This window comes from Bradyrhizobium sp. 191, assembly GCF_023100985.1.
In the GTDB taxonomy this organism is placed as follows: domain Bacteria; phylum Pseudomonadota; class Alphaproteobacteria; order Rhizobiales; family Xanthobacteraceae; genus Bradyrhizobium; species Bradyrhizobium diversitatis.
On sequence record NZ_CP064692.1, the window covers coordinates 1,316,619 to 1,335,886 of the forward strand.

The following is a 19,268-nucleotide window of genomic DNA, read 5'->3' on the forward strand; positions in this document are numbered from 1 at the left end:
CGCCTTCGGCGCGACCCGGTGGGTGCGACCTCTCCCGCAAGCGGGAGAGGTCGCACCGAGCCCGTGGCAATCGATCGACCTAATGCCATTCCGCGCTAGAGGCGCAGTCGGCGGCGAGTCGAGCTGAATCAGATCAGGCTCGACTTGCCCCGGCTCAGCACCTGGCCTGTACCTTTGGTGCCGACGATCCGGCCCTGGCTGCAGACCACCTGCCCCCTGGCGATCGTCGTCACCGGCCATCCCGTGACCTCGAAGCCTTCCCATGGCGTGTAGTCTGAGCCATGATGCAGATCGGCCTGCCGGATCGGCTTCTTCAATTTTGGATCCCAGAGAACGATGTCGGCATCAAAGCCGACGCCAATCGAGCCCTTGCGCGGATAGAGGCCATAGATGCGGGCGTGGTTGGTCGCCGACAGCTCGACGAATTTTTGCAGGGTGATGCGGCCCTTCGAGACGCCTTCGGAGAACAGGATCGGCAGCCGGGTCTCGACGCCGGGGATGCCGTTTGGCACCCAGCGGAACGAGGTACGCGCATTCGGCGTCAGCTTCCCTTTGGGATCGTCGTAGCGGAACGGGCAATGATCGGACGAGAAGGTTTGGAACACGCCCGACGTGATGCCTTCCCAGATCGCCTGCTGGCTCTCGACATCGCGCGGCGGCGGCGAGCAGACGTACTTCGCGCCCGTGATGTCCATGTTGAGGCCCTTCATGTCGTCGGCCGTCAGCGTGATGTATTGGGGGCAGGTCTCCGCATGCACCGGCAGGCCGCGCTGCTGGGCCCAGCGCACCTGCTCCATCGCCTCTCGGCCCGAGACGTGCACGATCATGATGGGAACGCCGATCACCTCGGCATGGCTGATGGCCCGGTGCGTCGCCTCGCGCTCGACCGCCTGCGGCCGCGAGGTGCCGTGATAGTACGGCGCGATATGACCTTCGCGCTCCAGCTTGCTGGTGAGAAAGCGGATGGCGTCGTAGCCCTCGCAATGGACCATGATCAGCGCCTCCTCGCGGCGCGCGACGTCGAACACTTCGAGCAGCTGCTTGTCACTGAGCACGAGGTCGTCATAGGTCATGAACACCTTGAACGAGGTGTAGCCATCCTTGACCAGCGCCGGCAGCTCCTGCCCGAGTACCACGGCAGTCGGGTCGGAGATGATGAGATGGAAGGCGGTGTCGATGTAGCATTCGCCCTCGGCGAGCTTGCGATAGTTCTCGACGCAGCTGCGCAGCGAGGTACCCTTCTCCTGCAGCGCGAAGGGCAGCACCATGGTGTTGCCGCCGGCCGCCGCCGCACGCGTCGCCGAGGCAAAATCGTCGGCCATCACCACGTCGGGGCCCGAGGGCTGCGAGATATGGACGTGGCTGTCGATGCCGCCCGGCAGCGCCAATAGGCCCGTCGCATCGATCTCGCGTACCGCGCCCTCGATGCTATCGGCGATGCTGACGATGCGGCCGTCGCAAATGCCGATATCGGCGCGAAACTCGTCGCTGGCCGTCACGATGGTGCCGCCGCGAATGGCGAGGTCGAGCTGCGTCACTGATGCCTCCGTCACTTGATGCCTGGCAATGTCTGGAAGATCCGCCCCCACTGCGCAAGCGCCCGGATGTCGCCGCCGGCGAGGCCGAGCGATCGCCATAGCGTCACTGCGACCGAATCGAGCACGGCGACGCCCAGCTCCCGCTCCATCGAGGCCGCCTGGGCAGCACTGTCGAGATTGGTGCAGAGAATGACGATCACGTCAGCCCCCTCCGCCGCCACAGCACGGATCATGTCCGCAATCGCCGCCGGCGCGACCTCGCCGAAGGAGAAGTTGTCGCGGAAGCCCAGATGCCGCTCGGCATGCGGAGCAACGCCCTCCTCGGCCCAGACGTCGGCGATGCGCCGCTGGACATCGTCGGTATAGGGCGAGACCAGGCCGACGCGCCTGGCACCGAGCGCGCGGGCGGCATCGATGCAGGCCAGCGTCGATGTCGTCGCCGGCACATTTGTGCGGGCCGTGATCGCCTCGCACAGGCTGCGGTCGCGGGCGATGCCGAGCCAGCTTGCGGACGTACCGTTCCAGGCGATGGCGTCAACCTTGGCATCCGCCAGCAGGTCCGCGGCCGGAAGCATCGCGGAGGCATCGAACTGGTTCAGCGCGGCGGCGTCGAGCGCAATCTCGGTGACGCGGAAGCGCGAAAAGTGCGCAGTGACGCCGGGAGCGTCGGCCAGCATGGCGCTGGTGACGGGCTCGAGCACAGAGTTGGAGGACGGCGTGATCATGCCGAGACGCTTGCGCATGTCGAAACCTTACGACGCCTGCGCCAGGCGCGTCGACTCCTCGCGGATCAGGGACAGGATGTGGCGTTTTGCGTCGTTGAACTCGGGGCTAGTGATGTCGCGCGGGCGCGGCAGGTCGAAGTTGACGGCCTCGCGGATCCGGCCCGGCCGCCTGGTCATGACCACGATCTTGTTGCCGAGCACCAGCGCCTCGTCGACGCTGTGGGTGACGAACACGATGGTACAGCGGCGCTTCTGCCAGATTGCGACCAGTTCCTCCTGCATTTCGAGCTTGGTCTGGGCATCCAGCGCCGCGAACGGCTCGTCCATCAGGATGACGCTCGGGTTCATCAGCAGCGCGCGGGCGATGCCCACGCGCTGATTCATGCCACCCGACATTTCGGAGGGATGATGATGCTCGAAACCGCGAAGGCCGACGAGGTCGATGAACTCCATGGCGCGCTGGTGCCGCTCGGCCCTGGCAACGCCCTTGAGCTTGAGATGGAAGGCGATGTTGTCGATCGCTGTCAGCCACGGCATCAGGGTCGGCTGCTGGAACACCACGCCGCGGTCCGAGCCCGGATGCTCCACCTGCTTGCCATCCACCAGCGTGCGGCCGGACGTCGCCTGCTCGAAACCGGCGATGATGTTGAGCAAGGTCGACTTGCCGCAGCCGGACGGGCCGAGCAGGCAGACGAAGTCGTTCGCCTCGATGTCGAGATTGATGTTGTCCAGCGTCAAGAGGTCACGGCCGCGCCGCTTGTCGGAAAACACCTTGACAATGTTGCGAAGCTCGATTGCCGCCATCAGCCCGCCCTGCCCTGAACGGTGGTTGTCTGCTGCCAGCGCAGCGTGTGCGCCATGATCGCCTTGAGGCCGAGGTCGGAGAGATAGCCGAGCAGCCCGATCGATATCATCGCCGCGAGCACGATGTCGTAGCGCAGGAAGTAGTAGGAATCCCAGAGCACGTAGCCGAGGCCGCTCTTTACCGCGACCATCTCGGCCGTAACCGTCAGCATCCAGGCCGAGCCGACCGCAATGCGCAGCCCGGCGAAGATCGACGGCAGCGCCGCCGGCAGCACGATGTCCGTCAGCATCTGCCGGCCGTTCGCGCCCATCATCGCGCCGGCCCGCACGAGATTGTGGTCCACGGTCTTGACGCCATGGATGCTGTTCATCAGTACCGGAAAGAATGCGCCGAGGAACACCAGGAAGATCGCCGGCTTGTCGGCGATGCCGAACCAGATGATGGCGAGCGGAATCCAGGATACCGGCGGGATCGGGCGCAACATCTGCAGCGTCGGCTCCAGCGTCTTCTCGAACAGCCGCGACCAACCGATCGCGACCCCGGCGAGGATGCCGAGCAGGCTGGCCAATGCAAAGCCGCCAAAGACGCGAAGAGCGCTGGCGAGCGCATCACGCAGCCAATGGCCAGAATAGGTCTGCGTGGTCTCGTCGAAGCCGAACACCCAGTCGCCGAGCGCATGCAGCACCGCACTCGGCGCCGGCAGCAGCGCGGGCGGCAGCATGCCGCTGCGGGCAAACGCCTCCCAGCCCGCAATCAGCAGCGCGGGGACGACGAGGCGTTCGAGCCCCTGGAACGCCCGCGTCAGCCGGAACGTCGGCCTCGCGGTCGAGACGTCAGTAACCGAGGTCATTCTTGGCCTTTCCCGTGGCCTTTTCCAGGAACGAATAGTCCATGTTCTTCTCCGCTTCCGCGGAGACGTCCTTGGAGATGTACTTGAGGTCGCGCATCATCGCCGCGATCGCCAGCGTCTGCGACCGATGGATCGCAGGATCGGGCGATGCATTTTTCAACGCCTCCGTCGCGACCGTCTTGTCGAGGCCGGTGAGCTTGTTGATGACCTCGATCCACGGCCCCTTGTCGGCGATCAGCTTGTTGTCGAGCTCGACCACGGCGCTGACGACGCCCTGGACGCCCGCGCGCTGACTCGCAATCACGTCGGAGCGGGTGACGATCAAGTTGGTCAAATTGCCTGCGGCCTGTTCATACGGCAACACGAAGTGCTTGCCGGCACCGGCGAGCCGGATCTGCGATGCAAACGGCTCGACCGAGCAGATCATGTCGACCTCGCCGCGCTGGAGTGCAGCGAGATGGTCGGACGGATTGGGGATGTTGATGAACTGGATGTCCTTGTTGGGATCGACGCCCTGCTTGAGGAATGCCCCGCGCATATGGATGTCCTGCGCGTTGCCGCGGGAGGCCGCAACCTTCAGCGGCTGACCGTCGCTCTTCGCCTTCGCAACGGTCGCCTTGAACGTGGCCCAGTCCTCGGGCGGCAGGCTCAGCTTCGCGGAGGACAGGCATTCCGAACCGCCATTGATCTGACCGGACACGGCAACAACGTCAAAGCCTTTGTCGAGCGCGGTGATGTAGTGGAGATAGGTGACCTGCGCGACGTCGATGCTCTTCGATATCAAGGCGGTGAGAACGTCGTTCCCCGAGTTGAAGCCGGTGGCATCGACCTCGACGCCCTTGGCCATGCCTGGGATCAGCGACATCGGCAAGCAGTGCGCGCATTTGGCGTAGCCGAGCTTGATCTTCGCCGTCTGCGCCGAGGCGAGATCGCCTCCGCCAAGCATTGCCGCCATTGCCACTAGACCCAGTCGCAAACTCATCCGCATCGCTTACTCCGCTCCGAAGGCGCGATATCCGCGCATTGCGCAGGATCATCCGTCGCCCTTCGCCGCAACGCAATCCACTTTCTGCATGCTGAATACAATTTGCGCGCTATGCCATTGTTTTCAGCGAGATACGTCAATATTTTTGGCAAGCAAAGGAGCCGAAAACGGCTAAGATCAACGTGATAAGCGAGGCACGCGTGCAGCCAAAACCAGAAGCGTCAAAGGGACGAAAGTCGCCCAAACTCAAGCGGATGGGCCTGCATGAGCGTGCCGCGGCGCGGATGCGGACGATGATCATTCGCGGCGAACTGCCGCCGGGTTCGCAGACTCAGGAGACCTGGCTGTCAAAGGAGCTCGGCGTGTCCCGCACCCCCTTGCGCGAGGCCATGAAAGTGCTTGCCGCGGAGGGGTTGATCGAGCTTCGTCCCAACCGCAGCCCGCGCATTGCTGATATCGCGGCGGACGACATCTCGGAATTGTTCGAGGCGCTCGCCGGAATCGAGCGGCTCGCCGCCGAGCTCGCTGCGGAGCGCGCGACCGAGCGCGACCTCGCCCGCCTGCGCACGCTTCAGGCCCGCATGGAGGGTCATCACCGCAGCGGCAAGCTGGACGACTATTTCGCCATCAACGGCGAGATCCACAACGCCATCGTCCGCATGGCCCGCAACACGCCGCTGCGGGAAGCTCACGAGACGCTGATCTCCCGGGCCGAGCGCGCGCGATATCTCGCCCTCGGCGCCGACCGGCGCTGGAGCAATTCGGTCGACGAGCACGCCGACATCCTGGCCGCCCTCGAAGCGCGCGACGGCGAGGCGGCCGGCCGCCTGCTCGGCGCGCATGTCGCGCGTACCGGCACGGCCCTGCTCGAAGTCCTCGCCGCCTCTCAGGCCAAGCGGACGGCGGCCTGAACCATGAAGCTGCTGTTGCTCAACCCGAACACCAGCGCCGAGGTCACGCACCTGATGATGGGTGTCGGGCAGCGGGCGGTCTCGCCCGGGACGGAGCTGATCCCCTGCACCGCGACCCGCGGCGTACCCTATATCGCGACACGTACTGAGGCGCAGATCGGCGGGGCGATTGCGCTGGAGATGCTGGCCGAGCAGCACAGGACAGTCGATGCCGCGATCATCGCGGCCTTCGGCGATCCCGGCCTGTTCGCCGCGCGCGAGACCTTCAACATTCCCGTGGTCGGCATGGCGGAAGCGGCGATGCTGACCGCCTGCATGGCGGGGCGTCGCTTCGCCATCGTCACCTTCGCCCAGGCGCTCGGGCCCTGGTACGAGGAGTGCGTCCGCGCCCACGGGCTGTGGGAGCGTTGCGCCGGCATCCGCATGCTCGATACGCCGTTTCAGGCCATCTCCGAGGTCGGCACCGAGAAGGAGGACGTGCTGGTCGAACTCGCCCACCGCGCCATCGTCGAGGACAAGGCCGATGTTCTGATCTTTGCCGGGGCCCCGCTCTCCGGCCTCGCCGAGCGCGTCGCCGACCGGATTCCCGTTCCCGTGGTCGATCAGGTCGTTGCCTCAGTGAAGCAGGCCGAAGCGCTGGTGGCCTTGCGCCTGCGCAAGGCAGCAACGGGAACGTTCCAGCGGCCCGCGGCCAAACCGACCCTCGGTCTCGCCGCTGCGCTCGCCGCCCGGATCGAGCATCGCGACAGCTGATCAGAGAGGCGGCCGACGATGCGAAAAGCCCAATTCGTTCTCGAGAACACGGCCAAAGGCAAACAAGCGGGATTCCCCGCCCGGCAGCGCGATGATCTGGATGCCGAAGGGCAGTTCGCTCGCTTCTCGTCGTCGTACCGGTATGGTCAGGACCGGAAAGCCGACCAGCGACACGATGAAGGTGACCGCGAGATAGTCGATCGGCGTCTCCAATGCCGCCCCGTCAATTGCGGTGACATCGCTGATCTCGTTCGGCCAGGAGAAGACGGACGCGGCCGGCGCAATCAGGAAATCGGTACCGATGAACAGTTCGCGAAAGCTGCGGTAGATGGCAGTGCGACGCCGTTTTGCGTTGAGGTAGTCCTGCGCGGACAGTTTCGTGCCGGCCTCGATATTCCAGATCACCGTCGGAGTGAGCTCCGCACGCCGGGTCCTCAGCAACTCGCCATAGCTGTTGGCGATGTGCGCAGCGCGCAGCACGCGGAAGGTTTCGACCGCGCCGCTACAATCGGGCGACGACGGCACGATTTCGGCAACCCGGGCCAGCGCCTCGCACGCGGTGGTGAAACGCACGCGAACGTCGCGTGCGACCGGTGCAACGCCGAAATCGGGTGTGACGGCGATCCTCGGACGTCCCGCGTTCGACCAATCGTCGCTGCCGAGGCCGATCGATACGGGGTCGCGCCCATCGCTTCCCTCGCACACGGACAGCGCAAGCGCGAGGTCATCGACACCGCGGGCCAGGAAACCGTGGGTGGCGAGCATGTCCCAGCCGAGCGGGCGGCGCGGCGACGGAATGCGGCCGGGCGTCGGCCGGATCGAGGCGACGTCGCAGAAGCTTGCGGGCGTGCGCACCGAGCCACCGAAATCGGTGCCATGCGCCAGCGGCACCATGCCGGATGCGACCGCGACGGCAGAGCCGCCGGACGATCCGCCGGAGGTCAGTGCGGAATCGTAGGGATTGCGCGTCGGCCCGCACAATCGGTTGGTGCAGACCGCGCCGAAACCGAACTCCGGCGTGTTGGTCTTGCCCAGAATGATCGCACCGGCGCGGCGCAGCCGCGCGACCACCAGATCGTCCTCGGCCGGAACGTGATCGCGAAACAGCATCGATCCATAGGTCGTCTTAAGCCCGCCGGTGTCGGTGAGGTCCTTGATCCCGATAGGCACACCGTGCAGCGGACCGAGCGGCTCCGATGCCGCATCGCAAATCTGCGCGGCGCGGCGAGCACCATCGGCATAGACAGTCACGAACGCCGCCAACCGACTGTCGAGACTCCCAATCCGCGCAAGATGCGCTTCAACGGCCTCACGCGAGGACAGTTCGCGCCTCGCAATCGTGCGGGCAAGCTCCGTGGTTGTGAGGTCGCAAACCGATCGATCCGATGTCATCGGGCCACCATGCCTGAGCGCGCGCCGAAAAGCGACAGGCACGGGCATGAGACTTGCTTTCTCCTCTGGGGCAACGGGAGGCAACACCATGGCTGAAACGCAAGGCGGCCGATCGCTCGTCGTCGATGCGGTCACGCACCGGTACCCGAGTGGCGCGCTTGCAGTCGAGAACATCAATCTCGACATCAAGGGTGGCGAGATCATCGCCCTGCTCGGCCCGTCCGGCTGCGGCAAGACAACGCTCTTGCGTATCATCGCCGGCTTCATCGCGCAGACGCAAGGACGGATCATCATCGGCGACGACATCGTGGACACGCTGCCGCCGAACCGCCGCGCCGTCGGGATCGTGTTCCAGAACTACGCGCTGTTTCCGCACCTGTCGATCAGTGAGAACGTCGCCTACGGCCTCGCCGCCCGCGGCATCGACAAGGCGACGCGCCAGCGCGAGGCGCAACGCCTGCTGGATCTGGTGCAGCTGCCGGCTATGGGTGAGCGGCTCCCGAGGCAACTCTCCGGCGGCCAGCAGCAGCGTGTCGCGCTGGCCCGGGCGCTCGCGATCAAGCCGTCGATCCTGCTACTGGATGAGCCATTTGCCGCGCTGGACAAGAATCTGCGGCTCGACATGCAGATCGAGGTCAAGCGGCTGCAACGCGTTTCCGGCATCACCACGCTCATCGTCACTCACGACCAGGAAGAGGCGCTATCGATGGCGGACCGCGTCGCCGTGCTGAGCCACGGCAAGCTCGAGCAGTTCGGCACACCGTCCGACGTCTACGACCGGCCGCAGACATTGTTCGTCAATACTTTCGTCGGTTCGACCAACCGCATGCCCGGCGTGGTGGTTTCGGCGGACCGTACCGCCGCCAAGGTGCGCCTCGACGCCGGCGCGGAGATCATCGCACGGCCCGCCGGCGGGGCGCTCAGCGAAGGTGGCCGAGTCACCGTCTGCATCCGTCCCGAGCATCTGCAATTCGTCGGCGACGAGACCGGCTTTGCCGGCGTCGTCGGCATGTCGCTGCCGCTGGGCGCGACCGTCGTCCACGAGGTCACGACCGCCGACGGCTCCGGCGTCAAGGTCTCCCAGGCGCGCATCGGCGAGACGCGCGCGCTGGAGAACGGTGCTGCGGTGCGCCTCGCGCCGCTCGCCCCGTCGCTCGCCAACGCCTTTCCCGCAACGCTTTAAATCCAGTCTTTGTCCAGGGGGGAGTTTGATATGATCATGAACCGCAGAAGCCTGCTGACCACGGCGCTCACGCTCGGGGCCATGAAGGCATTTCCAGGTTTGAGCTTTGCCCAGGCTCGCCCACTGGTGTTCGCGACCTTCACCGGAAGTTGGGAGGAAGCTCACAAGGCCGTGCTGGTGCCGGCATTTCGCAAGGCGAACGCAGACGCCGCGATCGTGCTCGATCCCATGCTCTCGGTGGACCAGATCGCCAAGGTCAACGCTGCGAAAGCCAATCCGCCGATCGACGTCATGCTGCATGATCCCGGCCCTGCACTCATCGCCATCGGCCAGGATCTGGTCGAGCCCTATCCGGTCGAGAAAAGCGTCCATTACAAGGACCTGATCGCCGAGGCGCAGGAGCCGATGGGCCCTGCCCCGTTCTTCCAGGTCGTCGGCCTCACCTACAATCCGGAAGCCGTCAAGACGCCGCCGACATCGTGGGCCGACCTCTGGAAGCCCGAGTTCAAGGGCCGGGTCGGAATCACCAACCTCAACTCGACGCTCGGCACCGGATGGCTGGTCGAGATCGCCAAGATGCGCGGCGGCTCGGAAGCCAATGTCGATCCCGCCTTCAAGGCGCTGGAAGAGCTCAAGCCCAATCTCGCCGCGGTCGCCGCCAATCCCGGCGCACTCGCGACCCTCTTCCAGCAGGGCCAGATCGACATCTCGCCCGGCAACTTCAACGCCATCCAGATCCTGAAAGCGCGCGGCGTGCCGGTCGAGTTCGTGGCGCCCAAGGAAGGCGCCATCGCCTTCAAGACCACGATCCACATCGTCAAGAACTCGCCGAACCGCGAGCTCGCCTTCAAGCTGATCGAGGCGGCGCTGATGCCGGAGGTGCAGACCACGCTGATGAATCCGCCCTATCTGATCGTGCCGACCAATTCCAAGGTCACGATGGGCGGTGAGATCGCGCGCGTGCTGGCCAAGGACACGGCCGAGCTGAAGAAGAAGTTCGTGTTCCAGGACTGGAAGAAGATCAACGAGCAGCGCTCGGCCTGGATCGAACGCTTCAACCGCGAAATCAAGATCTAGAGCATGATGAGATTAGATTCGACTGCCGTGACGAGGGAGGCGTGCACCCTCCCCCGCTTGCGGGGGAGGGCTGGGGAGAGGGTATCTCCGCAATCGAGACCCCCCAAGAGGAGAGAACCCTCACCCGGCGCATTGCGCCGACCTCTCCCGCAAGCGGGAGAGGTGCACCGAGTCCGCAGCCGATTGATTCAACTTAAGACCATTTCATCCTAGAACATTCGAGGAATGGCGATGGGCACAGCACCGGCATCACGCGATGTGACATCCTACGGGATGGGATTGGCAGCGCCGCTGGCGCTGTTCTTCCTCCTCTTCTTCGTCGCGCCGCTGCTGCAATTGTTCTGGCTCTCGCTGCACAACGACACGGCCGGGCTCCACTGGGGGCTCGGCCAGTACCTGCACTTTCTCACCGATCCATTCAGCCTGGGCGTGCTCGGCTCGACACTGCTGCTGGGCGCCGAGGTAACCGCCGTCTGTCTCGTGCTCGGCTTTCCCATCGCCTGGCTCTATCAACGAGTCGGACCAAAGCTTCAGACCATCATCATCCTGATCGTGTTGCTGCCGCTTTTGACCAGCGTGGTCGTGCGCACCTTCGCCTGGATCGTCATCCTGGGCCGGCAGGGAATCATCAACGCCACGCTGCAATCGCTGGGGATCATCGATACCCCCCTCAAGCTGCTTTATACACAGTTCGGCGTGGTGATCGCGCTGGCGCAGGTGCAGATGCCGCTGATGACGCTGCCGCTGATCACCGCGCTCGGCCGCATCGACCCCAATCTCGACGATGCCTCCTGCTCGCTCGGCGCCGGAAGCTGGCGCACCTTCTTCCGCGTCGTGCTGCCACTGTCATTGCCCGGCGTGATCGCCGGCTGCACGCTGACCTATGCCGCTGCGATCACCGCCTTCATCACCCAGTCGCTGGTCGGCGGCGGGCAGATGCTGTTCATGCCGATGTATCTCTATCAGCAAGCCTCCACGCTCCAGAACTGGCCGTTTGCGGCGGCGATCTCCATCATCTTCCTGCTCGCCGTGCTCGCGGTCGTCTCGGTCTTCACCACGCTCGGCCGCCTATCGCGCGGCCATGGAGGCGCGTAATGAGCGGCCGCAGGCGTACCCTGGAAGCCCTGAGCTTCGAGCTGGTCATGACCGTGATCGCGGTGATCGCGCTGATCATCATCATCGCGCCGTCGCTGGTCGTTGTGATCGTCTCCTTCACGAGCGGCTTCTCGCTGCGCTTCCCGCCGCCCGGCTATTCGCTGCGTTGGTACGCCGAATTGTGGAATGCCTGGCAACTGCATTTCGCGGCGAAGAACAGCCTGATCGTGGCGTTCTGGGCGACCGGCCTCTCCGTTGTGCTCGGCGTCGCAGCCGCGCTCGCAATCTCGCGGTCGCGGACGTTGTCCGCACGGCTGCTCGATTCCCTCTTCATGTCGCCGCTGGTCTTGCCGGCGCTCGCCTTCGGCCTTGCCGCCCTGATGCTGTTCTCGCTGGTCGGCCTGCCGGTGTCGCCGCTGACGCTGGTGATCGGACACACCGTGGTCTGCGTCCCCTATGTCGTGCGCAACACCGTCGCCGGCCTCGCCCAGCTCGAGCCGACCCTGCTCGAAAGCTCGGCCGTGCTGGGGGCAAGCCGTCTCTACACGTTCCGCCGCATCGTGCTGCCGCTGATCCGGCCCGGCATCATCGCGGGCGCCTTCATCGCCTTCATGTCGTCCTTCGACAACGTGCCGGTGTCGCTGTTCCTGCGCGATGCCGCGACCGACATGCTGCCGATCCGGATGTGGCAGGATCTCGAAGGCAAGCTCGACGTGACCATCGCCGCGCTCTCCGGCGTGCTGATCATCGCCACCGTCGCGCTGGTCGCGGTCATGGAGCGTGTAACTGGCCTGTCGCGGCGCCTGACCAACTGATCAGGCACCGCGAAACAGCGAGTAGCCCCAGCGCGTGAATTTCAGCGGCAGATGAAAATGCTCGTCAACGTTCTTGATGCGGAACCGGAACGGCGTCACGGTCAGGAAACCGTCGCGCTCGCCAAAGAACTCGCCGAGATGAAACAGCACCTCGTACTCGCCGGCCGTCACGCCAGCGCCTTGCGCGACGGGATGATCGAGCGCGCCGTTGGCGCCGAGCCGCCCGTCGGCGATGCGCGCGGAGTCCGGATCGATCCGCCAGATCTCGACGCGCAGCCCCTGCGCCGGCCGCCCGCTCGCCACATCAACCGCGTGAATGGAAATGCCGCCTGCCACGTTGTTCCTCCCATGAGCAAGCCGCCATGGTAGACAGAAACGCGGCCGTTCGGCCAGCACCCGCATTGCTGCCGGCCCTTGGCGCGATGACCTTGCTGCAGGCCCTCGTTGCGTTTGCCTTGTTCGCGCCTGGCGTGGTCGCGCCGCGCGCCCATATCGAGGTCTGGCAGCTCTCGATATTCTCCTGCGCTGTGTTCGCCGTTGGCATCCCGGCCTCGTTCTGGGGCGGCGGCTTCATCGCGCGGGCAGGCTCGCTGCGGATCGCGAGCCTGTGCGCGGCGGCCATCGTCGTCGCCATGCCGCTGGCCGCGCTCGGATCGACCGCCGCCCTGCTGGCCGCGGGCATCTGCCTTGGCCTTGCGATGGGGCCCGAAACACCGGCGAGCGCGGCGCTGCTGGCGCGGCTCGTGACCGCCGAGCGGCGCACCTTCGTGTTCTCGGTGCGCCAGACCGGCAACCAGATTGGCGCCGTCTGCGGCTCGCTGGCCCTGCCCGCGATCGCCATCGCATTCGGACCGGCCTGGTGCTATGCGGTGGTGGGCCTCTGCGCGCTGCTGGCGATCGTTCTGTTTGAATGGTTACGGCCGGCCTACGCCGTCAAGCTCGTCCCGCCCCCAAAGCTCGATCTCCGCGCGCGGCTGGCGCTGATGACAGCGGACCGGCGTATCGCGATGCTGGCGCTGGCCTCGATGCCGTTCAGCGCCATGCAGGTGTCGCTCAACACGGTGTTCGTCACGCTCGGCACCCGCGAGCTCGGCCTCAGCCATATCGAGGCCGGCATGGCGCTCGCCTGCGCGCAAGCTGGCGGCCTCGTCGGCCGGCTCGGCTGGGGATTTGTGGCGATGCGGCTCGATGCTCCGCGCATGGTGCTCATCGTCATCGGTCTCGGCATGGCCTTCTGCGCCGCGCTGCTCGGCCTCGACGGCGGATCGCTCAGTCGCACCTGGCAGTTCGCGATTGCGGCGTTGTTCGGCTTGACGGCGTCGGGCTGGAATGGCGTCTTCATTGCCGAGATCGCCCGCCTCGCCCCTCAAGACCGGATCGGCGAAACCACCGGCGCGGTGCTGACCGCATCCTATGCCGGCCTGCTGGTGGCGCCCGCGCTGGTATCAATCCTTGATGGTGTGGCCGGCCTCGGCGCGGCCTTCTTTGCCTTGGCGTGCCTCGCCCTCTGCGGCACGGTGGCGCTGATCTGGGGAGGCCGTGACAATGCCAGCGCATAGTGCCCGCGAGATCGCGGCCGATTTCGCAGCCGGGCGGACGAGCGCCGTCGAAACCGCAAAGGCCGCGCTCGCGCGGATCGAGGCCGCTAAGGCGTTGAACGCGGTCGTCACGATCGATCCCGCACGCACGCTGGCCGACGCTGCGGCGGTCGACGATCGCCTGCGTGCCGGCGAGGCGATGCCGCTCGCCGGCGTCCCCGTCATCGTGAAGGACAACATCTGGGTCGGCGGCTGGCGCGTGACGCAGGGCTCGCGCCTGTTTAGCGATTTCATCGCACCGCACGATGCCGTCGCGATCGAGCGCCTGCGCAGGGCCGGAGCGGTCGTCGTCGGCATCGGCGCAACATCCGAGTTCGCATGCAAGGGCGTCACCACCTCGCCGCTGTATGGGTCAACGCGGCATCCGCTCGATCCCGCGCTGACGCCAGGTGGCTCGTCGGGGGGACCGGCGGCCGCGGTTGCGGCCGGCCTCGTGCCGCTCGCGATCGGCACCGATGCGGGTGGCTCGAGCCGCAGGCCGCCAGCCCATGTCGGGGTCGCCGGCTTCAAGCCGTCCTATGGCGCGATCCCCTATGGGCCAGGTTTCGCCGAGCCCTTCTTTGGCCTCTCCGTCATCGCGCCGATCGCAGCCGATGCGGCCGATATCGCACTGGCGTTCGAAGCCATGGTCGGCGCCGATCCGCGCGATCCGGATTCTTCTGTCGTTGCGCTGCAGGCCGAAGACATCGGCGGCCAGCGCATCGCGTTCTCGCCGCGTCTTGGCCTCGATGTCGCGATTGATGACGTCGTCGCGAATGGGCTCGCCTCCGCCATCGAGCGCCTTTCCGCGGCAGGTTTGTGCATCACGCAACGCGATCCCGTTTGGCTGGCAGGCACCACGGAAGACGCCATCATGCCGCTTCAGCATGCGGGTCTCGCGGCACTCTACGGTGATACTTTCCGCAAAGATCCTACCATCTTCGATCCCGACATCGCCAGGCAGATCGAGCGAGGTCTCTCCTGGTCGGGTGCCGAGGTTGCCGGAGCGCTACTCGCGAGCGCTGCGATCGCCAATGCCTTCGCGGCTTTCTTCACTGAAGTTGACCTCTTGCTGACGCCGACAGTGCCATGCGTCGCGTGGCCGCTGACGCAGCTCGGCCCGGACATGATCGGTGGAAAACCCGCAAGCCCGCGGGCCCACGCGGTGTTCACGCCCTTTATCAATCACGCCCACCTGCCGGCGATTTCGATTCCGTGCGGAACGGATAGGTGCGGGCTTCCATTCGGCCTTCAGATCATCGCCGCGCGCGGACAAGACCGCTCGCTGCTCGGAGCAGCGCAAGAGATTGAGGCCATCCTGCGAGTGTAAATCCTGCCGTGACTGAGCGGCACATCGACCTCGAACACCTGCTCGCCTGCGCATCTCGGATCGCTCGGCCATAATGGGCCCGTCGAGCCGACTGCGAAGCCGCTCGTATCGGTCCAACGCCTTTTTCAAGCCTGCGGGACCGCCTCCTCGATCGACCGGTCCATCAATGCATAGTGTGCGATGCCTCCGACAATAGTCCTGAAGAAGCTCAGAGTGAAGCGACCGTAAAGAGCGCCTAACCCGGATCCCGAGGATGCAAAGCGATAGGAGGCACTGAGGACACGCGCGATCTCGAACAATCCCATGAGCTCGTGGTACACCAGCGCCGACTGAATGCCGAGCAGCGGCAGCAACAGGGACTGCAAACCGACGCTGGTCATGACGCCCTCGCTTCGGGGCGCGGCAACGGCAGGAATTGCGCAAGGTGAGCACTCCTCCACTGATATGGCGTATTGCCCGCGAAGCGCTTGAAGACTGTCGTGAAATGAGCCTGGGTCTGGAACCCGACGGTCAAGGCGATGTCTACGAGCGAGATGTCCGACCGCTGCAGCAATTCCTGAGCACGCTCGATCCGCCGCTTCAGCAAATATTCGTGCGGCCGCATGCCGACGGCCGCCCGGAACTGCGCGGCGAAGTGCATCCGACTGAGGCCAGCAACGGCGGCCAGATGCTGCAAGGTGACCTTCGCGTCGAGATTGTCGTCGATATACTGCATGACGCGCTTGAGACGCCATTTTTGCAACGACCGCACCGCCCGGCAGGCGTGCCCTCCGCGGTCGCTCTCGGTCGGCTCGGACTGGCCTCGTCCGGACGTCGTTCCCCCGCTGGCCTTCCGGGTCAGAATGGCCAGGCGCAATGCGTCGACGAGAATAGCGGAATGCGGATCTTGCATGGCTTTGGTTGCCGCGAGTGCATCCGAGAGGCGCCGCATCACCGGGTCCGCGCTTCCCTCCGCACCCGTCTCCCGATCGGACTCCGCGGACGCGTGCGCAAGGCGTTTTGCCGACACCCTGAAGCTCGGCCCGCCACTGGCAGATCCCCGCACGTCCGGCGCAGGCGACTCGATGGCCAGCGCAACATCCAGATGCACGAGGGAGAGCATCACTGCCGCCTCGCTGGAGCGCGGCGAACGCTTCAATGACCGCAGCTGCGGGCCGTCGATGGGAGAGACGTCCATCGTGGCGGCGACATGATCCTCGGCATTTTGCGGGTATGATATCTGCAGCGACATCGTCGAACCTCCTTGTCCCAATTTGCACCAGCAATGCCTGGCCGGCTTGTCCGAATGCTATGGGAGCAGAGTAGCTCGGCGATCCGCGCGCTCCATTCTACGCGCGGGTGCATGGATAAGGTCTCGGGTTAACCGGGTCATACGTAGGTATGATCGCGGGCGAGAGAGCGAGCGGAACACTCCGCCCCAGCCTCGAGCCCTGAAGCTGCCCTGCCTGCGGTAAGTTGACGCGTCCGCGATGAGCAAAATCACCGATAGGCCTTGTTCCGCTGGGGAATTTCCGTGTCGCCGCCCTCGCCGCATTGGACTATCCACGGGGTCTTCCAAGAGGGCACGAAAATCCTCTAGGGGGATATTGTGGGCGCGATCAAATCGCGGCATCAACGCGGCTGCGATGAGAAGAAGCCCTAGCTGAGACGATGACGAACTTTGATCGGCCCACGGGCTTGTCCATGAGCCGCGCCGGCCTGCGGTTCTGGTCCGCCGTCCTCGCCTTCGCGGTCTTCATGGTGGACGTGCTGACGCCGCTCGAAGGCGCGGTCGCGGTTCTCTACGTCATTGCGATCCTGCTCGCGGCGAGGACGAACCGGCGCAACGACATCATCGTCGCCGCGATCGGCTGTGCCGCCCTGACGATCACCGCGTATCTGTTATCGCATGATCACGAGCCCATCGGCTCACCGGCCCTTCGTGCCCTGGTGAGCCTAGCGGCCATCGCAATCACCACGCTGCTCGCGCTCCAGAATCATGCCGCAACCAATCGCCTGGCGGCGCAGGCTCGCCTCCTCAACCTCTCGCATGACATGATCTTCGTCCGGGATCGCGCCGGCGTGATCAATTTCTGGAACAAGGCCGCGGAACAGACCTACGGCTGGACCACCGAGGAGGCGCTCGGGCAGATCGCCGACAAGCTTCTGCGAACCAGCTATCCCGACCGGAGGGAAGTCATCGAGGCCGCCCTGCTCGATACCGGGCGATGGGAAGGCAGGGTTGAGCAGCGCACGAAGGCCGGTGCCATACTCGCGGTCGATGCCCGCTGGGCCCTGCAACACGACCATCTCGGCAAACCCGTCGGGGTGCTCGAAACGCACACCGACGTCACGGACCAGGTGGCGGCGCACAGCGCGCTCGTGCAGAGCGAGCAACGATACCGCCGGATGTTCGACGCGAGCCGGATCGGCGTCGTCGAGGAAGACTGGAGCGGACTACGGACCGCGCTGCATTCGCTACCCACCCAAGGGGCGGACCTGCGCGATTATTTGGCACGACATCCCGATTTCGTCCGCCATGCCCGCGGACTTGCCAGAATTGCCGACGTCAATCCTGCCCTGCAGAAGATGGCGGGGGCGAGCAGCTCTGCGGCCTTCATCGAGAACGTGGACAAGCTGCTGGGCGAGAACGATCGCAGTTTCCTCGACGCGCTGGTGGCATTCGCGGAAGGAGAGCAGTTCCACGAAGGGGAGAGCGAGCTCGTGCGCCTCGACGGACGCAAGGTCCCCGTGCTGTTCACGATCACCTTTCCGCCTCAATCCGACGAAGATCACAACGTGCTCATCTTCGTCGTCGACATTACCGAGCGTCGGCAGGCGCAGGATGCGCTGCTGGCGGCGCAAGCCGAGCTCGCTCATGCTGCACGCGTTGCAACCCTCGGCGAGCTCAGCGCGTCAATTGCGCATGAGGTGAACCAGCCGCTGGCGGCGATCGTCACCAGCGGCGAGGCCGGCTTGCGCTGGCTGCGGCGCGACGTCCCCGATCTCAAGGAGGTTACGACGACGATCGGCCATGTCGTCGCTCAGGGCCGCCGTGCCAGCGAGATCGTGACCCGCATCCGCACCTTCCTCAAGAAGGCCCCGCCCCAGCGGGACATGCTGCAAATCGGCGAGATCATCGAGGAGGCGACCGCACTGGTCGCGCGCGAACTCGCCAAGGACCAGGTCACCCTCACCGTCGAGTCGCAGCACGATCTGCCGCCGATTCGCGGCGACCGGGTCCAACTGCAACAGGTCCTGGTCAACCTTCTGATCAATGCCGGCCAAGCCATGTCAGGCCAGCCCGGTTCCCGTACCATCACGCTGCGCGCCGGCAACGAGGACAGCGAAACCCTCGCCATCATGGTACAGGATAGCGGCCCGGGCATCCAACCCGAGGACCTGCCGCGCCTGTTTGATCCGTTCTTCACGACGAAGGATGGCGGAATGGGCATGGGACTTGCGATCTGCCGAACCACGGTGGAAGCTCACGGCGGCCGGTTGTCGGTGGCGAGCACTCCGGGCTCGGGAACGACCTTCCACCTGACATTGCCATTTAGCCAAGAACACGCCTTGCCATGACCCGACCCAACCAGGCGCAGCCGCCCGCCCAACCCTCCAGCGCATTGGTGATCGTCGTCGATGACGACGAAGGCATCCGCGCCTCGCTCGACAGCCTGTTCCGATCCGTCGGCCTGCAAACGCGCCTGTACGGCTCGCCCGCCGAATTGCTTGCCGGCTCGCTGCCCGACGGTCCCGGCTGCATCGTGCTGGACGTCCGCCTTCCGGGCGTGAGCGGGCTCGATCTGCAGAGCCAGTTCGTCCGGCAGGGCATCAGCTATCCGATCATCTTCATGACCGGCCACGGGGACATTCCGATGTCGGTGCGTGCCATGAAGGCCGGTGCCGTCGACTTCCTTTCAAAGCCGTTTCGCGACCAGGACATGCTGGATGCCGTGACCGCGGCGCTCGAGCGTGATGCGCAGCACCGTGCCGAAGCCGCGGCCAAGGAGGACATCCGCGCCCAGTACGAGACCCTGACGGCGCGCGAACGCGAGGTGATGGGCCATGTCACCGCCGGCCTGATGAACAAGCAGGTGGCGGCCCTGATCGGCCTCAGCGAGATCACGGTTAAAATCCACCGCGGGAACGTCATGCGCAAGATGGGGGTTAGGTCATTGGCCGACCTCGTTCGCAAGGCCGAGGCGCTCGGAGTTTCCCAAACCCGCAGGACTACGGACCAAACCTGAGTA

19 protein-coding genes are annotated in these 19,268 nt (G+C 65.4%); 10 read left to right on the forward strand and 9 right to left on the reverse strand.

What is annotated here, in order from left to right:
• Window positions 1–128: 128 nt before the first annotated feature.
• The 5 genes from hydA to IVB23_RS06160 are packed head-to-tail and all read right to left on the reverse strand — an operon-like array spanning window position 129 to window position 4,906.
• Window positions 129–1,538 (reverse strand): dihydropyrimidinase, encoded by a 1,410-nt coding sequence (gene hydA, locus IVB23_RS06140; RefSeq protein WP_247802945.1) that lies wholly within the window; start codon window positions 1,536–1,538, stop codon window positions 129–131.
• 11 nt (window positions 1,539–1,549) lie between these two features.
• A complete protein-coding gene (locus IVB23_RS06145; protein ID WP_247802946.1) occupies window positions 1,550–2,281 on the reverse strand; it encodes an aspartate/glutamate racemase family protein in 732 nt (243 codons plus the stop codon).
• Window positions 2,282–2,290: 9 nt separating this feature from the next.
• Entirely contained in the window at window positions 2,291–3,067 is a 777-nt protein-coding gene (locus tag IVB23_RS06150; RefSeq protein ID WP_247802947.1) for an ABC transporter ATP-binding protein, read from the reverse strand.
• On the reverse strand, window positions 3,067–3,918 hold the full coding sequence (locus tag IVB23_RS06155; protein ID WP_247802948.1) for an ABC transporter permease: 852 nt from the start codon (window positions 3,916–3,918) through the stop codon (window positions 3,067–3,069). The genes IVB23_RS06150 and IVB23_RS06155 overlap by 1 nt, the downstream gene beginning before the upstream one ends.
• Entirely contained in the window at window positions 3,902–4,906 is a 1,005-nt protein-coding gene (locus tag IVB23_RS06160) for an ABC transporter substrate-binding protein (protein WP_247802949.1), read from the reverse strand. The genes IVB23_RS06155 and IVB23_RS06160 overlap by 17 nt, the downstream gene beginning before the upstream one ends.
• A 128-nt stretch (window positions 4,907–5,034) precedes the next feature.
• On the opposite strand from IVB23_RS06160, the gene IVB23_RS06165 reads away from it, so the two are divergent.
• Together IVB23_RS06165 and IVB23_RS06170 are read left to right on the forward strand one after the other, a co-directional pair.
• Window positions 5,035–5,814: a GntR family transcriptional regulator gene (locus tag IVB23_RS06165; protein ID WP_247804778.1), complete on the forward strand. Its 780-nt coding sequence runs from the start codon at window positions 5,035–5,037 to the stop codon at window positions 5,812–5,814.
• Between the two features lie 3 nt (window positions 5,815–5,817).
• Complete coding sequence (locus tag IVB23_RS06170; protein ID WP_247802950.1) at window positions 5,818–6,567, forward strand: aspartate/glutamate racemase family protein; 750 nt, start codon at window positions 5,818–5,820, stop codon at window positions 6,565–6,567.
• On the opposite strand, the gene IVB23_RS06175 is transcribed toward IVB23_RS06170, so the two are convergent.
• The gene (locus IVB23_RS06175) at window positions 6,568–7,818 is read right to left on the reverse strand and encodes an amidase family protein (protein WP_247802951.1); all 1,251 of its coding nucleotides are present in this window, start codon (window positions 7,816–7,818) and stop codon (window positions 6,568–6,570) included. It lies immediately after the preceding gene.
• A 229-nt stretch (window positions 7,819–8,047) separates the two neighbouring features.
• On the opposite strand from IVB23_RS06175, the gene IVB23_RS06180 reads away from it, so the two are divergent.
• The 4 genes from IVB23_RS06180 (at window position 8,048) to IVB23_RS06195 (ending at window position 12,129) form a co-directional block, all read left to right on the forward strand.
• Window positions 8,048–9,142: an ABC transporter ATP-binding protein gene (locus IVB23_RS06180; RefSeq protein WP_061882113.1), complete on the forward strand. Its 1,095-nt coding sequence runs from the start codon at window positions 8,048–8,050 to the stop codon at window positions 9,140–9,142.
• Between the two features lie 30 nt (window positions 9,143–9,172).
• On the forward strand, window positions 9,173–10,219 hold the full coding sequence (locus IVB23_RS06185) for an ABC transporter substrate-binding protein (protein ID WP_247802952.1): 1,047 nt from the start codon (window positions 9,173–9,175) through the stop codon (window positions 10,217–10,219).
• Window positions 10,220–10,450: 231 nt separating this feature from the next.
• The gene (locus IVB23_RS06190; RefSeq protein ID WP_247802953.1) at window positions 10,451–11,314 is read left to right on the forward strand and encodes an ABC transporter permease; all 864 of its coding nucleotides are present in this window, start codon (window positions 10,451–10,453) and stop codon (window positions 11,312–11,314) included.
• Window positions 11,314–12,129 carry an ABC transporter permease gene (locus IVB23_RS06195; RefSeq protein WP_247802954.1) on the forward strand — a complete coding sequence of 272 codons (816 nt, stop codon included), beginning with the start codon at window positions 11,314–11,316 and terminating at the stop codon, window positions 12,127–12,129. The genes IVB23_RS06190 and IVB23_RS06195 overlap by 1 nt, the downstream gene beginning before the upstream one ends.
• Here the strand turns inward: IVB23_RS06195 and IVB23_RS06200 are convergent, their stop codons facing one another.
• A complete protein-coding gene (locus tag IVB23_RS06200) occupies window positions 12,130–12,465 on the reverse strand; it encodes a hydroxyisourate hydrolase (protein ID WP_197965505.1) in 336 nt (111 codons plus the stop codon).
• 26 nt (window positions 12,466–12,491) lie between these two features.
• Here IVB23_RS06200 and IVB23_RS06205 point away from each other — a divergent pair, with 26 nt between their 5' ends.
• Both IVB23_RS06205 and IVB23_RS06210 read left to right on the forward strand, forming a co-directional pair.
• The gene (locus tag IVB23_RS06205) at window positions 12,492–13,688 is read left to right on the forward strand and encodes an MFS transporter (RefSeq protein ID WP_247802955.1); all 1,197 of its coding nucleotides are present in this window, start codon (window positions 12,492–12,494) and stop codon (window positions 13,686–13,688) included.
• Window positions 13,675–15,036: an amidase gene (locus tag IVB23_RS06210; RefSeq protein WP_247802956.1), complete on the forward strand. Its 1,362-nt coding sequence runs from the start codon at window positions 13,675–13,677 to the stop codon at window positions 15,034–15,036. Before IVB23_RS06205 ends, IVB23_RS06210 begins: the two co-directional genes overlap by 14 nt.
• 125 nt (window positions 15,037–15,161) lie before the next feature.
• Here IVB23_RS06210 and IVB23_RS06215 read toward each other — a convergent pair whose 3' ends face one another.
• Window positions 15,162–15,416: a hypothetical protein gene (locus IVB23_RS06215; protein WP_247802957.1), complete on the reverse strand. Its 255-nt coding sequence runs from the start codon at window positions 15,414–15,416 to the stop codon at window positions 15,162–15,164.
• On the reverse strand, window positions 15,413–16,267 hold the full coding sequence (locus IVB23_RS06220; protein ID WP_247802958.1) for an AraC family transcriptional regulator: 855 nt from the start codon (window positions 16,265–16,267) through the stop codon (window positions 15,413–15,415). Before IVB23_RS06220 ends, IVB23_RS06215 begins: the two co-directional genes overlap by 4 nt.
• A gap of 452 nt (window positions 16,268–16,719) precedes the next feature.
• On the opposite strand from IVB23_RS06220, the gene IVB23_RS06225 reads away from it, so the two are divergent.
• On the forward strand, window positions 16,720–18,597 hold the full coding sequence (locus IVB23_RS06225) for an ATP-binding protein (RefSeq protein ID WP_247802959.1): 1,878 nt from the start codon (window positions 16,720–16,722) through the stop codon (window positions 18,595–18,597).
• Entirely contained in the window at window positions 18,594–19,265 is a 672-nt protein-coding gene (locus IVB23_RS06230; protein WP_028179426.1) for a response regulator transcription factor, read from the forward strand. Before IVB23_RS06225 ends, IVB23_RS06230 begins: the two co-directional genes overlap by 4 nt.
• Window positions 19,266–19,268 lie beyond the last annotated feature (3 nt).